This window comes from Parabacteroides sp. KHUB-02 (assembly GCF_056640955.1).
Genome location: NZ_JBWQEV010000001.1, coordinates 1,037,572 through 1,053,249 on the forward strand (window position 1 = coordinate 1,037,572; position 15,678 = coordinate 1,053,249).

At 46.3% G+C, this 15,678-nt stretch carries 12 protein-coding genes; all 12 read left to right on the forward strand.

The window, feature by feature from the left end; all coding sequences use genetic code 11:
- Positions 1-379 precede the first annotated feature (379 nt).
- The 12 genes from ACYIA1_RS04495 to ACYIA1_RS04550 all read left to right on the forward strand — a co-directional run bounded on the left by ACYIA1_RS04495 (position 380) and on the right by ACYIA1_RS04550 (position 15,661).
- Positions 380-868: a Dps family protein gene (locus ACYIA1_RS04495; protein WP_005863058.1), complete on the forward strand. Its 489-nt coding sequence runs from the start codon at positions 380-382 to the stop codon at positions 866-868.
- Between the two features lie 135 nt (positions 869-1,003).
- Complete coding sequence (locus tag ACYIA1_RS04500; RefSeq protein ID WP_005863056.1) at positions 1,004-1,687, forward strand: porin family protein; 684 nt, start codon at positions 1,004-1,006, stop codon at positions 1,685-1,687.
- A gap of 154 nt (positions 1,688-1,841) precedes the next feature.
- Positions 1,842-2,330, forward strand: coding sequence for a Dps family protein (locus tag ACYIA1_RS04505; RefSeq protein WP_008772444.1), 489 nt, complete (start codon positions 1,842-1,844; stop codon positions 2,328-2,330).
- A 165-nt stretch (positions 2,331-2,495) separates the two neighbouring features.
- The gene (locus ACYIA1_RS04510; RefSeq protein WP_005863050.1) at positions 2,496-3,293 is read left to right on the forward strand and encodes an IclR family transcriptional regulator; all 798 of its coding nucleotides are present in this window, start codon (positions 2,496-2,498) and stop codon (positions 3,291-3,293) included.
- Positions 3,294-3,310: 17 nt separating this feature from the next.
- A complete protein-coding gene (locus ACYIA1_RS04515) occupies positions 3,311-5,086 on the forward strand; it encodes a cytochrome D1 domain-containing protein (protein WP_480334522.1) in 1,776 nt (591 codons plus the stop codon).
- Between the two features lie 11 nt (positions 5,087-5,097).
- On the forward strand, positions 5,098-6,192 hold the full coding sequence (locus ACYIA1_RS04520; protein ID WP_008779694.1) for a chorismate transformation FkbO/Hyg5 family protein: 1,095 nt from the start codon (positions 5,098-5,100) through the stop codon (positions 6,190-6,192).
- A 34-nt stretch (positions 6,193-6,226) separates the two neighbouring features.
- Positions 6,227-6,985 (forward strand): cupin domain-containing protein, encoded by a 759-nt coding sequence (locus ACYIA1_RS04525; RefSeq protein ID WP_008779695.1) that lies wholly within the window; start codon positions 6,227-6,229, stop codon positions 6,983-6,985.
- A 92-nt stretch (positions 6,986-7,077) separates the two neighbouring features.
- Entirely contained in the window at positions 7,078-11,082 is a 4,005-nt protein-coding gene (locus tag ACYIA1_RS04530) for an SUMF1/EgtB/PvdO family nonheme iron enzyme (protein ID WP_122132341.1), read from the forward strand.
- Positions 11,083-11,198: 116 nt separating this feature from the next.
- Positions 11,199-13,646 (forward strand): cytochrome c biogenesis protein, encoded by a 2,448-nt coding sequence (locus tag ACYIA1_RS04535; protein ID WP_480334525.1) that lies wholly within the window; start codon positions 11,199-11,201, stop codon positions 13,644-13,646.
- 18 nt (positions 13,647-13,664) lie between these two features.
- Entirely contained in the window at positions 13,665-13,979 is a 315-nt protein-coding gene (locus tag ACYIA1_RS04540; protein WP_005857750.1) for a hypothetical protein, read from the forward strand.
- Between the two features lie 41 nt (positions 13,980-14,020).
- Complete coding sequence (locus ACYIA1_RS04545; protein WP_008772438.1) at positions 14,021-15,037, forward strand: dihydroxyacetone kinase subunit DhaK; 1,017 nt, start codon at positions 14,021-14,023, stop codon at positions 15,035-15,037.
- A gap of 9 nt (positions 15,038-15,046) precedes the next feature.
- A complete protein-coding gene (locus ACYIA1_RS04550; protein WP_022192623.1) occupies positions 15,047-15,661 on the forward strand; it encodes a DAK2 domain-containing protein in 615 nt (204 codons plus the stop codon).
- Positions 15,662-15,678 lie beyond the last annotated feature (17 nt).

The following is a 15,678-nucleotide window of genomic DNA, read 5'->3' on the forward strand; positions in this document are numbered from 1 at the left end:
CACAGCGATAATTCGAGTAGGGGATTTTGGGGGAAATGCTTTTGGGCCCCCTGAAAAAGGGAGACTTATCGTATATTTTTATGTATGTTCTAGTTCCTTGCCGTATGATTCTGTAAAAAGTCGTACGTGTTTCCCGAAAAACATGTACGACTTTTCAAAAAAACACGTACGTGTTTTTCGAAAATGATAATCGTCTTTTTAAAATGTTAGTATCCAATTATTTATGTATTCATGTCATTTGCATACTTATTGTATGGAATAGTTTAATAAATTTCCTCTATCTTGATATAAAAATTATCTGTTTGACAGCTACTTATACTTGCCGTATCTTTGTGGTACAAGAAAAGCAAAAAGTATAACAAATTAAAAAGTAGCAATTATGAGAACATTAGATTATATCCACTTAGACGCATCAGCGGTAAGTAACGTAGTAGCAAGCTTGAAACAATTATTGGCGGACTACCAAGTATTCTATACGAACCTTCGTGGTTTCCACTGGAATATCAAGGGACACGGTTTCTTCGTTCTTCATGGTAAATTCGAGGATATGTACAACAACGCTGCCGAGAAGGTTGACGAGTTGGCGGAACGTATCCTGATGTTGGGAGGCGAGCCGGAGAACAAGTTCAGCGAGTACCTGAAAGTAGCCCGTGTAAAAGAGGTATCAGGCGTGTCCTGTGGTGACGAGGCGTTAAAGAATATTCTTGATACGTATGGTCATTTGATCGATGAGGAACGTAAACTTCTTTCCTTGGCATCCGGGGCGGGAGATGAGGCTACGGTCGCTTTGATGAGCGATTATCTGAAAGAACAAGAGAAGTTGGTTTGGATGTTAGTAGCATATTCAACTTGCGATTGCAAGAAGTAAAAAAGGTGATTCATTGCGTTTGGAGAAGGTCGGAAGTGATTCCGGCCTTTTTCTGTTGGTGCCAATAGGGGTTTTTTATTGTTTCATGTCTTATTCATATATGTCGTTCGATTATTTTATCAAAATAAAAAGTATATGAAAAGAGTTGTATTATTTGCGATGGTGTTAATGTTGGGTGTAATATCGGTACAAGCCCAGTGGTCGGTAGTTCCGGAAGCGGGTATGACAGTGATGAAGGCGGGTCCAATGGTTGATTGGAAACCGAGTTGGAAGATTGGGGTAGGAGTGGAATATCAGTTGAAGCCGGAATTTCTCTCTCTGAAGTCAGGTTTGTATTATACGCAAAGGGGATATAGTAATGACAAATTTCCCGGATATGGATATGGGTGTTATTGGTGGGCAGTGCCGGGACCTACTTATGATCCGTATGGATATGCGTATGATTACTCAAATAAGGTGACACGAAATTTCTTGCAATTACCGATTATGGCTAATTTCTCATTCAAATTAGCTGAGGATATTCGTTTGAATGTTGGAGTAGGCCCTTATATAGCCGTAAGCGTATTGGATAAAGGAATGTTCGGGGGATGGTCTGTCGCTTCGGAAGAATCCGCTAAGTTTTATACCCATGATCCCTGTGAAGGGCTTCGTGCTTTTGATTGGGGGATAAGTGCCACTGTAGGTGTGGAAATAAAACAATGCTTTATCAATTTTGGCTATGATGTATCGTTAGGTAAAGAGCATAAGGGAGGATCGATCGAGGCGAATTACCATACTTTGGCTCTTACCGCAGGATATAAGTTTAAATTGGGTAAATAGAAACCCAAGTTCTATCGCAAGTCTTCTTGCTGATCGTTTAAATATAGATTTTATCTATATATGTATAGGAATTATCTGTTTGACAGTTGTTTATATTTGCCATATCTTTGCAATATAAGAAAAACGAAAAGTATAACAATTAAAAAATAGCAGTATGAAAACATTAGATTATCTTCATTTAGATGCGTCAGCGGTAAGTAACGTAGTAGCAAGCTTGAAACAATTATTGGCGGATTACCAAGTATTCTATACGAACCTTCGTGGTTTCCACTGGAATATTAAGGGACACGGTTTCTTCGTTCTTCATGGTAAATTCGAGGATATGTACAACAACGCTGCCGAGAAGGTTGACGAGTTGGCGGAACGTATCCTGATGTTGGGAGGCGAGCCGGAGAACAAGTTCAGCGAGTATTTGAAAGTAGCCCGTGTAAAAGAGGTATCAGGCGTATCTTGCGGTGATGAGGCGTTAAAGAATATTCTTGATACATACGGTCATCTGATCGGTGAGGAGCGTAAACTTCTTTCCTTGGCATCTGAGGCAGGCGATGAGGCTACGGTCGCTTTGATGAGCGATTATCTGAAAGAACAGGAGAAGTTGGTTTGGATGTTAGTAGCCTACTCAACTTGCGATTGCAAGAAATAAAAATAGTAGATTCATTGCGTTTAAAGAAGGCCGGAAGAGATTCCGGCTTTTTTGTTCTATGATATTTATGCTCTGCAACATACTTAACACCTTTTTACATATTTCGTATCTTGTTTAAATTCATCACTGCTATATTTGATTCAAATCTGAAACGCAATTTCAAATATGGAAAACACGCTACCAAATATGGAAAAAGTGGATGAGAACTATAAAGTGCCTAATTTAGAGAAGGGCATTGCGGTTCTTGAGTACCTTTCCTTGCGGTCGGCGGGGGAAACATTGCAAGATATTAAGTCGGCGCTCGATATATCGCAGACCACGGCTTACCGTATTTTGAATACATTGGTGCGGCTGGAATATCTTAATTTTAGTGAAGACACGAAACGCTATAAACTTTCCCGAAAATTATTGACTCTTGGTTTCAGATCCTTGAATGAACACAATCTTTTAGAGACCGTCTTGCCACATTTGCGTGATTTACGTGATCAAGTGAAAGAGACCGCTTGCTTTGGTGTCTTGGGAGATGAGAAAGGGATTTTTATCGAACAAGCGCAAGGACATCATACGTTCCGCTTCGTCCTGTCGCCGGGAAAGCCGTTTGAGTTGCATTGTTCGGCTCCGGGAAAGGCGATTATGGCTTATTTGCCGAAGACGGTGCGAGATCGTTACCTGTCCTACATGACGTTTACACGGTATAATTCCCGGACGATCACTTCTCGTGAGGCCTATCTGGAGGAATTAGAAAGGGTTGGCAAACTGGGGTATGCCATGGATAATGAGGAGGAGCTGAGCGGCGTGATCTGTGTAGGCGCCCCGATCTTTAATTATACGGGATATCCTTGTGGAGCGATTTGGATCTCCGGCCCGAAAGACCGCTTATCGAAAGAGGTGGTGAAAAATACGGTGAAGGCGATCAAGGAGGTTGCCGGGGTAATCTCGAACGAACTAGGATTTAGAAAATAAGGAATACAAAATATACCATGAACACACGAAAATACTTGATAAAAAACTCATTGGTGGCTTGTCTTGTCGGCTGTTGCGTTTCTCTCGCTTCAGCCGGCAACCCACCTTTCTTTACTACGGATGCCGTATTGAACGCAAAGGGGGAGCTATTAATGACACAGAAAGGAACGAGACATCTGGATATCTTTTCAGCGGACGGTAAGAGCTTGCTTCATTCGTTTCCGTTTGATGAGATCCCGACCGGATTGCTTCCGGATGGGGATAAGGTGTATGTGACGACCTTCGAGAACACCGGCCGCCTACAAGTTCTTTCCTTGGAATCGGGTAGGGTGGAAGCGGCCATACCGACGGGATCGGGAGCCTGCCATCCGATGTTCGGGCCGGATAAGAAACATATATATGTATGTAATCAGTTCGATAATTCGGTGGTCGAGGTAGATCCGGTGATGCGTAAGGTAGTCCGGAGCGTGAAAGTGTTGCGTGAGCCTAAATCGGCGGTATTCAGCAAGGATGGCAAGTATATGTTTGTTACGAATTTCCTGCCCGCACAACGGGCGGACGTGGATGTGGTGGCCGCTTGCGTATCGGTAATCGAGATGGATGGGTTTACGAAAGTGAAAGATATCCAATTGGCGAATGGTAGCAATGCCTTACGGGGGATGTGCATCACGCCGGACGGGAAATATATATACGTGTCTCATAACTTGGGACGATTCACGGTGCCTACTTCCCAGCTTCAACAAGGTTGGATGAACACGAGTGCTTTCAGCGTGATCGATGTGGCGAAGCAGGAATTCGTTGGGGCGGTATTGGTGGACGAGCCGGATCGTGGCGCTGCCGGTATCTGGAGTATCGCTTGCGATGACAAGCATATCTTTATCACGCATAGCGGTACGCATGAGGTAAGCGTGATCGATCATCCGGCGATGTTGGCGAAGTTTGAGTCTTATAAGGATAAGAGCCGTCTGGATTACGACTTGAATTTCTTGTATGGACTTCGTGAGCGAGTTCCCTTACAAGGAAACGGTCCTCGAAATTTTATATTTTCGGGAGATAAGTTGATAATCCCTACTTATTTCGCCGATATTTTGAATATCGTCGATATAAATACATTGGAGGTAACGGCTACCGACATGAATCCGGGTCGTACGGAAACGCCGGAGAACAAGGGCGAGAAATATTTTAACGATGCGAATCATTGTTATCAAGGCTGGCAGAGTTGTAATGGTTGCCATCCGGGGGATGCCCGTACGGACGGGATGAACTGGGACTTGATGAATGATGGAGTTGGTAACTCGAAGAATTGTAAGAGCATGTTGTATTCGCATGTGACTCCCCCAAGCATGATCTCGGGTGTTCGTGAGAGTGCGGAATATGCGGTACGTGCCGGTTTTAAGTTCATCCAGTTTTTTGAGCCAGAAGAGGAAATGGCGAAATGTGTGGACGCTTATATGAAATCCTTGCGTCCGGTGCCTAGTCCGTATTTAGTAAATGGGGAATTATCGGATAAGGCGAAAGAGGGAAGAAAGGTGTTTGAGAAACTGAAATGTGGCGAGTGTCATAGCGGTCCTTATTATACGGATATGAAGATGCACCGTATCGGCGAGGATATCGAATTTGAGAAAGGGTGGGACACTCCTACTTTGATTGAGGTTTGGCGTACGGCTCCTTATCTGTTTGATGGGCGTGCGGCTACCATGGAAGAGGTGTTCGAGGTCCATAAGCATGGTATCGATAAAAAGGTCTCCAAGAAAGATGTCGAGGCATTAACGGAATATGTAAACTCCCTGTAAAATAAAAGGATATGAATTATTGTGAGAAAATACATTATACGATATTAAACACTGAGCCGGCTGAGTTTGCGGTTATGGTGGACGATCTATTGTCTCAATTACCTCAAAACGAGGTGATCATGAGACTGGCCTTTTTCGGTACTCCGGGTACGAATGAGGAATACGTGGCACGCCGGGTTTTGCTGCGGGAGAAAATCCGTCGGTATTATGGGGATTGCGAACCGGCTTTGAGCTATGTCTCCCAACCGCCGCTGAACGCTCCTTTGCTGATGGAGGTACATAGCTATGTGCCCGATGCGCAGGATCGGATTACTTTCCGTCATTATCAAGGTGTTCCTTATGTCTTGTTGGAGAATGCCTCGGGACGTTTCCTTTTTGCCGGCGGTTTTCAAGGGGATGTACTCCATTTTGGTATAGAGCCTCAGTCGGTGGAAGCTTTCCGGTTATTGGGGGATGTGCTTCGTCGGGAGGGTTTTCCGTTGAATAGCATTATCCGTCAGTGGAATTATATCGAGCGTATAACAGCTTTCGACGGTCAGGATCAGCATTATCAAGCGTTTAATAACGCCCGGTCTGATTTTTATAGTAAAACGGAATGGACGAATGGTTATCCTGCCGCTACGGGTATCGGGGCGAATCTGGGAGGTATCTTGATTGATGTGGATGCTGTCGTATTTACTACGCCGGACGCTTTCGCTACGCCGATCGATAATAAGTTGCAGGTGGCTGCCCATGCGTATTCGGAACAAGTACTGGAAGTTGCCCGACAAAAGAAGACGACCCCTAAGTTCGAGCGTGCCAAGAGTATGTCTTTTCAGGATCGTAAATTGATTTATATCTCCGGTACAGCCGCTATCCGTGGTGAGGAGAGCTTGAAGGGAGTAGGTCTGGAACGTCAACTACGGATCACGATGGAAAATATAGCGGAACTGATCGCTGACGCTAAATTGGTTAAGTTACGAGTCTACTTGAAGAATAAATCCGACTACGAGGAGGCTGAGCGTTTGATGAATACCTACGGATTAAATATCCCGATCTCTTATATGTGGGCCGACGTTTGCCGGGATGAGTTATTGATCGAGATCGAGGGAATAGCGATACGTTGAAACAGATAGTACTAACAAATATACACAAAAACAAATGAGAAAAGGTTTGAACATGAAAATGGCGGCTATGGGATTGGCGTTGGCATCTATGGTCGCATGTACGGGAAAGACAACAACAGACGCTACTTGTTGCGCCGCTAACGGGGAGGGCAATTGTCCGGAAGGAACTTGCCGCAAAGAATGCACGAACGCATGTAATACTAACAATCAAAAAAATAAAACAATGGCTTATTCAAAGAAGTACACGAACGCCGATTTTTATAAAGACGGCAAGTTCCAACAAGATGTCGCTATGGAAGCGATGAAAGATATGTTTGCTTTTTACGATGTTCCTTTCACGGAGTTGATGGCGAAAGATATGTGGGTGACAGACTTTGGTTTGGGTGATTTCGAGAATGTAGGTATGGGGGGTATTTTCTGGATCAACGATCCGGAGTATAAGTATTTCGCTCACGCTATCTATTTGTTGCCGGGCCAGATGATTCCGGAACATGCTCACGTAAAGACTGACTTCCCTGCTAAACATGAGTCTTGGATGGTAGAGAAGGGTTGGGTATACAACTTCTCTGAGGTAGGTGACGAGACTCCGAACGCCCCGGCTATCCCTGCTGGACACGGACCGATCAAGAGCAAGAATTTCGTGGTTCAGAAGGTCGGCGACGTATTACGTCTGAAGAAATTGGAGACATTCCACTTTATGATGGCAGGTCCGGAAGGCGCTATCGTAGATGAGTGGGCATGCTATCACGACAACGCTGGCTTACGTTTCACGAACCAGAAGGCCGCTTTATAAAAACCTCTAGGGTTATGCTTCGTAATTCTAAGGGTTGCCGATCGTGATCCTTAGGGTTTCAATAAACAACCTTCTAAATTTAAATTTAATACATGAATAAATACTATATAATGGTATCACTCTTGTTGTCGACCTCTCTTCTTGTTTCGGCAGGTCCGAAGCAAAAGAAGGTGGATAACTGGATTGACGCCTCAGTAAAACAAAAGTCTGAGCTTCGTGCCTCTTTGGTGAAGGCGAACATGCCGATCATGTCGGCTTGGATCAAGGCGAAGCAGAAGGCTGTCCCGATGTCCGCCGATTTGACGGGGCTGGATCAGTTGGTGCTTGTTACGGCTGCCGGACCGGATGGTACGGATTGGGATTGGGGTACATGGGCGAACGCCCGTTTAATCAAGGCGGACGGTAGTTCGGTTTGGTTGGATGAGTTAGATCCTGATTATTGGGTTTCTGGCTCGGGCAGTATCCGCAAGAATACGGATTTATACGGGAATCCTTTGTTGATCGGCGGTAAGAAATACGATCATAGTGTATTATGCCATGCCAATGGCGTGATGGTGTACAATATCAATAAGGAATATGTACGCTTCGAGGCTGAGGTGGGTTTGGCCGATCAGTCGACGGTAGGTAGTGTATTCTTCCGTATCATGAATGTTTTCCCGAAGGAGGAGGCCGCACGTTTGCTAGCCGCTTATCCGAAGGAATTGGGGGCCTTAAACGCTAATATCGATGGGTTGGAGAACTGGTTGACCGCTAGTGACGCTTCCGCCGAGCGTGATATTGTCTTGAATTTGGCTTCTCGTCTGAAAGACGCTGCGTATGTAAAGAACGCTGTTAAGCAGATCGAGACGGAAAAAGATATTGATACTCAGATCCGTGAGTATTTGAAACTTTATGAGAAAACTCAACGTATCTGTAATTTGCAGAGCGACTTGAGTTGGTTGAATATGGAGGCGATTCGTTTGGCTTTCAACGATATGAAAAAGTTGAAAGGCTTCGACGCCACTAAATATCAACCGGTTCTGGATGAGTTGGAACAGCAGGTAAAGAAAGGTTTCGATGGCATTTATAATGGTGATGAGGCCGCTTTGGTTAATGCCGAGAAAGCGATCGCGAATAAACGTACGATCTTGCTGGCGAACCCGTTCTTGGATGGTGATAAAGTCTTGGCTGCCCGCTTTAAATTAGGTGTAAACGCTCATAAGGCAATGGCTCCGGATTTGGGTACGCAGGGTAATAACTGGAGTAACCAAGAGTCCGCCCGCCGTATGGGCTTCGACGCCGATATCGTGGAGTTGAGTAATTTACGCGGGGAGGATGTACAGGTACGGTCGATCTATAAACCGGAAAACGGTTCCTCTGTCGCCGACTTGCGGATGCATTGGGATGGCGATCGTGCTATGTTTACCCAGACGATGCCCGATAAGCGTTGGAACGTATTCGAGGTGAAATTGGATGGTACCGGTTTCAAGCAATTGATTCATAATGAGGAGCCGGATCTGGAGTTCTACGACGGAACCTACCTGCCAGACGGACGTATCATCGCCAACTCGAATATCGGTTATCAAGGCGTGCCTTGTGTAAGCGGTGATGACCCTGTCGGTAATATGGTACTTTATACGCCGGACACGAAGAGCTTGCGCCGTCTGACTTTCGATCAAGACGCAAACTGGAACCCGGTAGTGATGAATAACGGTCGTGTGATGTACACTCGTTGGGAGTACACGGACCTGACGCACTATTATTCCCGTATCGTGATGAACATGAATCCGGATGGTACGGAGCAGAAAGCGCTGTATGGTAGCGGATCGATGTTCCCGAACAGTACGTTCGATATTCAGCCGTTGCCGGGCCACGGTTCCGCTTTCGTGGGAATTATCTCCGGTCACCATGGTATTGCCCGTTCCGGTCGTTTGATCGTGTTCGATCCGGCGAAAGCCCGTAAAGGCGCCGCTGGTATGGTACAGGAGATCCCGTATCGTAACCGGCCGATCGTGGAGGAGATTAAGGATGAGTTGGTAAATGGCGTATGGCCGCAGTTTATCAAACCGACTCCGCTGAATGATAAATATTTCTTGGTGGCCGCTAAATTAGATCCACAGGATTTATGGGGTATCTATTTGGTGGACGTATTCGATAACGTGACTTGTTTGCGTAAGGTAGAGGGTGAGGGCTATATCAGTCCGGTTGCCGTACGTAAGACACAGACTCCTCCGGCTATTCCGGACCGTGTGAAATTGAATGACAAAGAGGCTACGGTCTTTATTCAGGATATTTACGAGGGAGAGGGTTTGAGAGGCATTCCCCGGGGTACGGTTAAGTCTCTTCGTCTGCACGCTTATGAGTATGCTTACGTGAAGACTACCTCCGATCATAACTGGCATGGAATCCAGTCCGGTTGGGACATCAAGCGTATGTTGGGTACGGTTCCGGTAGAAGAGGATGGCTCCGCTATCTTCAAGATCCCGGCGAATACGCCGATCTCTATCCAGCCGTTAGACAAAGACGGAGTGGCTATCCAGTGGATGCGTAGCTGGTTGACCGGTCAGCCGGGCGAGGTGGTATCTTGTATCGGTTGCCATGAGGACCAGAACCAGATTCCTATCCCGAAACGTGTGATGGCTTCGCAGAAAGCCCCGCATGCGTTGACTCCGCCGGAAGGGGGGACCCGTTCGTTCACGTTCGATCTGGAGATCCAACCGATCTTAGATCGTGCCTGTATCGCTTGCCATAATGGTGAGGGTAAGGCTTTCGACTTGCGTGGGGGCAAGAAGGATAAATTAGGTTATGGCACTTCTTACTTGAATCTGCATCCGTATGTACACCGTCAAGGTGGCGAGGGTGATATGGTGGTTCTTCAACCGTATGAATATCATCCGAACACGAGTGAACTGGTTCGTATGTTGAAGAAAGGGCACTTTAACGTGCAACTGACGGATAAAGAGTGGAAAACCCTTTATAACTGGATTGATTACAACGCTCCGGATAAGGGTTATTTCAATGCGAATGTGCTTTCGAAGGATATCATCCCGTATCAAGGCTTTGACCAGATCAAGCGTCGTAAAGAGTTGACGGATAAGTATGCGAATGGCGCAGGCGTGGATTGGAAGAAAGAGATCTCCGATTATGCCGCTTACTTGAAGGGTAAAGGTGAGATCAAACCGGAGATGCCGGAGAAATTGGCTCCTGTCAAGGAAAAAGAGTTGAAGGTGAAAGGTTGGCCTTTCGATGCGGACCGGATCAAGGCTATGTTGGCCGACGAGAAGGAAACCCGTAAGGAGATCGAGTTGGCTCCGGGTATCAAGATGACATTTGTTCGCGTTCCGGCCGGACAATTCGTAATGGGTAGCTATCGTGGGCAATCCGATACTCGTCCGACGGCGAAAGTGAAGATTGACAAAGCTTTCTGGATGGGTGAGTTGGAGGTTACGAACCAGCAATTCAACGTGATTTTCCCGGATCACGACAGCCGTTTCGTGGATCAGCAATGGAAGGATCACGTGGTTCAAGGATATCCCGCTAATAAGCCAGAGCAACCGGTAATCCGTGTAAGTTACAATGACGCTATGGATTATTGTAAGAAGCTGAGTGAGAAAACAGGCTTGAACATCACGCTTCCGACCGAGGCGCAATGGGAATGGGCTTGTCGTGCCGGTAGCGATCAAGATTTCTGGTATGGCGATATGAATGCGGACTTCGGTAAAAAGGATAACCTAGCCGACGTAACCACGCTCCTGCTTGCCGTAAGCGGTATCGACCCGCAACCGATGCCTAAGACTTCTTATTGGTACAAGTACTATACTTACTTACCGAAAGAGGAAGGCGTGGATGATGGCAATTTGGTTCAGGTGGGTGGTAAGCAATATGAAGCGAATCCGTTCGGTTTGTATTGCATGCACGGTAACGTGGCGGAATGGACACGTTCAGATTACTTGCCTTATCCTTACAACGAGAAATCGAAAGAGGTTTCCGAGTATAAGGTGGTTCGTGGCGGTTCTTATATCGAGCGACCGAAATTCTCGACGGCTTATACCCGTAAAGGATATTATCCGTACCAACGTGTATTCAACGTAGGCTTCCGGGTAATTATTGAGGACTAATAGACAAGGTCTATTTATAGATAGATAACATGGATGCGGCAAATTAATCGCCGATTCTTTCAAAAATGATTAATCTGCGTACATTTGTCGCATCAGTGTTATTAATAAATGAGCAAATGAAAACTCTAGAAAGATTTATCTCTTCTTCTGTGACGACTATCGTCCTTCTATTGATCTACGCCTTTGGCTTGGCTATCGCTACTTTTATTGAGAAGTATCATGGTACTGCCGCCGCTAAAGCGATGATTTACTATTCTCCTGTATTTTTCTTACTCCAATTCTTATTGGTAGCCAATTTCGTGGCTATCGTTATCAAGCACCAGTTACTTAAGCGGCGTAGATGGGGATTGATGGTCACCCATGCCGCCTTTATTGTCATCCTTCTGGGTGCCCTTATTTCCCACCTTTTCGGCGAGGAAGGAATCCTTCACCTGCGTGAGGGAGAGGCTAGCGATCGTATCATGATCCGTACCTCGGACCAGACTCTCTATCATACGCTTCCTTTTAGCGTAGAACTCGTGAAATTTACCTTAACCCGCTATCCCGGCTCTGCCAGTCCCTCTGCTTATGAGAGTGAGTTGCTGGTACATGTAGATGGACAGACTCGCCATGCCCGGGTATATATGAATAATGTATTAGACGTGAAAGGCTATCGCTTCTTCCAAGCCTCCTATGACCCGGATGAGCAAGGAACGGTACTTTCCGTGAACCGAGATGTGGCCGGAAGGAATATTACGTATACCGGCTACGTGATTTTAGTGATCGGCTTTATACTTTGCTTGGTAGGTAAAAACTCCCGTTTCATGAAATTAAGCCGACAGTTGAAAGATTTAAGATCGGGCGCTCGTAAAACGACCCTGTTAGTAGCGATTCTTCTTTCCGTAGGGGGCTTGCGGGCGCAAGGTGCGGCCGCTCCCGAGATGAAGGAGGCCATACAGAAATATGCGATAAGTCCGGAACACGCCGCTAAGTTCGGTGCGTTGCCGATCCAATCGGTAAGCGGACGTATGTTGCCGATCAATACATTTTCTTCCGAGGTACTGCGAAAGTTGCATAAATCGGATCAGTTCGGTTCCTTGAACTCTGATCAGTTCTTGTTGAGTGTCTTGGCTATGCCGGATATGTGGGTCCGGGTGCCGTTTATCGCCTTGTCTAATAATGAGCTGGCTAATTATTACGACCTTACGGATAAGGATTGCGCCTATATAGAGGTATTCGATAGTAACGGACGCTATAAATTGCAAGAGAAGCTGGAAGAGGCCTACAATAAAATGCCAGCGGAGCGTACCCGCTTCGATAAAGACTTGATCAAGCTGGATGAGCAGGTAAATATCTTCCATCAATTGATCAATTACCAGATGTTAAACCTTTTCCCGAAAGAGGACGACCCGGATCACAAATGGTATGCGCCGGGCGATGATTTATCGGCGTTTTCCGGAAAGGACTCCATGTTCGTTACCCACATTATGGGCTGGTATTTATCGGAGGTACAGGAAGGATTGAAGAGTGGTGATTGGGAGAAAGCGGACGAGGTAATCGGAATGATCCATACGTATCAGCAAGCCAAGAATAAGACGGTAGACATTCGCCCTGAGAAAATACAGGCCGAGATTAAATATAATCAAATGGATGTATTCCGGCAATGTAAGAAAGGGTACTTGATTTTGGGAGGCTTGTTGCTGGTCTTCGCTTTCGTGGCCTTATTCAAGAAGGAAAAATGGGTTACCTATATGACTTGGTTATTGAGTCTGGGCATTTTGGCCGTATTCGTTTTCCATATGTATGGGATGGGAATGCGGTGGTATATCGCAGGTTACGCCCCTTGGAGCAATTCGTACGAGACGATGATTTATGTGGCTTGGGCTACGGTGTTCGCCGGGTTGTTGTTCGTACGCAAGAGTACGCTTACGTTTGCGTTGGCTACTTTATTCGGGGGGATCATCTTGTTCGTGTCCGGCTTGAGTTGGATGGACCCGCAGATCAATCCGCTGGTTCCGGTCTTGAAATCCCCATGGTTGATGTTCCATGTGGCGGTTATCGTGGGAGCTTACGGTTTCTTCGGTATTAGCTGTCTGATCGGCTTGACGAATCTGGTGATGATGAGCGTAAGCGGGGAGAAGAACAGCGTGATGCTCAAAGAACGGGTACGAGAATTGAGTATCGTGAACGAGATGTCACTTTGGATCGGATTGGCCCTGATGACGATCGGTACTTTCTTGGGAGCGGTCTGGGCGAATGAGTCGTGGGGACGTTATTGGGGCTGGGACCCGAAGGAGACGTGGGCGTTGATTACGATGGTGATATATGCGATCGTGACGCATCTCCGCTTGATACCGAAATGCAATAACCTGTGGTTGTTTAATTTTACGTCTATCTTGGCCTTCTATTCGGTGTTGATGACCTTCTTCGGTGTGAATTATTTCTTGAGTGGCATGCACTCTTATGGCCAGAATGACAACGTGAACGGGATATTTATTTATCTTTATCTGTCGATCATCCTAGTATTGGGGGCTGGCTTTATATCCTATCGGAAGAGAACGAATTTTAATAATATAATTGTCTAACTATAAATTGAATAGATCATGAGAACATTTAATCACGTAGGAATTGTCACTACGGAAAGTAAAGAAGGGGCGGTTTATAACGAAGGCCTGAGTGTATGGTTGACGGATTACAGCAAGAGTCCGAACCGGATCGAGTTCTTGAAATTCGAGAAAGGCAGCTGCTTACCGGAGTTGGTACAGACCAATGGCCATATCGCTTATACGGTTCCTTGTTTGGAAAAAGAGTTGGAAGGTAAGAAGGTAATCTTCGGCCCGGCTGTTTGCGACGAGCACTTGACGATCGCTTTCATCGAGGAAGAAGGTATCGCTATCGAGATCATGGAACTAAAATAATTCGTAAATCAAAATTCATAAATCTAAAGGAGGATAATACCATGTCAGACATCAAGACAAAATTCATAAATGATCCTGAGAATATTACGGCTGAGTTATTGGAAGGTTATGCGTTAGCGTATCCGAATCAAGTAAAGTTGGCGGCTGAGAATATCGTCGTACGTGCTAACCCGAAAGGCAATGATAAGGTAGCGATCGTTACCTTAGGCGGTTCCGGTCATGAGCCTGCCTTGAGCGGTTTCGTAGGAGAGGGCATGTTGGATTGCTCCGTCGTGGGTGACGTATTCGCCGCTCCGGGTGCCCAACGTTTGTTTCAGGCACTGCAATTGATGGATCGTGAGGCCGGGATCTTGCTGGTCGTATTGAACCATTCCGGCGACGTGATGAGCGCTAATATGGCTTGCCAGTTGGCTGCTCGTAAGGGTATCAAGGTGAAGAAATTACTTACGCATGATGATATCAGCGCAGGTATCGGGGCGAATGTAGATGATCGCCGTGGCTTGGCCGGTTGTGTTCCTTTGTATAAGATATTAGGTGCCGCCGCCGAGGAAGGGAAGTCTTTAGACGAGTTGATTGAGATAGGTGAACGCTATAATAAGAACGTGGCTACCTTGGCTGTCGCTATGCGTTCTTGTACGCATCCCCAGAACGGAGGTACGATCACGAATCTTCCCGATGGAATCATGGAGATCGGTATGGGCCAGCATGGCGAAGGTGGTGGTGGACAGAAACCGTTGGTATCCGCCGATGATACGGCAGCGGAGATGGTAGACCTACTTTGCCAGCAGTTACAGCCAAAAGCCGGTGATAAGATGTTGTTGATCATTAACGGCGTAGGCGCTACTACCCATATGGAATTGAATATCATCTTCCGCAAGGCTTATAAGGAATTAGAGGCTCGTGGCTTGCAGGTGGTGGTAAGCCGTATCCAAGAGATCTTGACCGTACAGGAGCAAGCCGGATTCCAGATGATCATGGCGATCTTGGATGAGGATCATATCGATTATTTGAATAACAAACGTGCGGACGCACCTTATTGGACAACCCTAGGTAAATAAATAATATACATGAAACAACTTACTATCGAGGCCTTCAAGGCCATGTTAGACAATGCGCTGAAACAGATCAAGGCACGTGAGGAGGAATTTTCTAAATTGGATGCCGTAATCGGGGATGGAGATCATGGTACCGCTATCGTTGCCGCTATGACTGCCGTGAATAAAAGCGCTCAGTCTGGAACGGAGTTCAAGCAAATGCTTGGTGATATGGGTATGGACGTGATGATGGAAGTGAGCGGATCGACAAGTACCTTGCTCGGCGCTTTCTTCTTGGGTATGAGCGATCATGCAGAGGGAACCGAGTTGGATGCCGCAGGCGTGAAAGCTATGTTCGCCGGTGGCTTGGCGAATGTGCAACAACAAACCCAAGCGAAACGAGGCGACAAGACGATGATGGATGCCTTGATCCCGGCGGTGGAGGCTATGCAGGCTTGTACGTCGGATGATATCAAGGTGGTCTTGAACGCCGGCGCTAAAGCGGCGCTTGATGGAGCGGAGGCTACGGTACCGATGAAAGCTAATTTTGGCCGTGCCCGTAACTATGGTGAGCGTTCGATTGGTTTCGCTGATAGCGGGGCTACTTCTTGGAGCTGTATGTTCGCTTCTTTTGCTGAGGCGCTATAAAATAATACACAGCGTGA

Coding starts and splice junctions, on each gene's coding strand:
- ACYIA1_RS04495 (WP_005863058.1), top strand. CDS start 380: ATGAGAACATTAGATTATATCCACTTAGACGCATCAGCGGTAAGTAAC.
- ACYIA1_RS04500 (WP_005863056.1), top strand. CDS start 1,004: ATGAAAAGAGTTGTATTATTTGCGATGGTGTTAATGTTGGGTGTAATA.
- ACYIA1_RS04505 (WP_008772444.1), top strand. CDS start 1,842: ATGAAAACATTAGATTATCTTCATTTAGATGCGTCAGCGGTAAGTAAC.
- ACYIA1_RS04510 (WP_005863050.1), top strand. CDS start 2,496: ATGGAAAACACGCTACCAAATATGGAAAAAGTGGATGAGAACTATAAA.
- ACYIA1_RS04515 (WP_480334522.1), top strand. CDS start 3,311: ATGAACACACGAAAATACTTGATAAAAAACTCATTGGTGGCTTGTCTT.
- ACYIA1_RS04520 (WP_008779694.1), top strand. CDS start 5,098: ATGAATTATTGTGAGAAAATACATTATACGATATTAAACACTGAGCCG.
- ACYIA1_RS04525 (WP_008779695.1), top strand. CDS start 6,227: ATGAGAAAAGGTTTGAACATGAAAATGGCGGCTATGGGATTGGCGTTG.
- ACYIA1_RS04530 (WP_122132341.1), top strand. CDS start 7,078: ATGAATAAATACTATATAATGGTATCACTCTTGTTGTCGACCTCTCTT.
- ACYIA1_RS04535 (WP_480334525.1), top strand. CDS start 11,199: ATGAAAACTCTAGAAAGATTTATCTCTTCTTCTGTGACGACTATCGTC.
- ACYIA1_RS04540 (WP_005857750.1), top strand. CDS start 13,665: ATGAGAACATTTAATCACGTAGGAATTGTCACTACGGAAAGTAAAGAA.
- ACYIA1_RS04545 (WP_008772438.1), top strand. CDS start 14,021: ATGTCAGACATCAAGACAAAATTCATAAATGATCCTGAGAATATTACG.
- ACYIA1_RS04550 (WP_022192623.1), top strand. CDS start 15,047: ATGAAACAACTTACTATCGAGGCCTTCAAGGCCATGTTAGACAATGCG.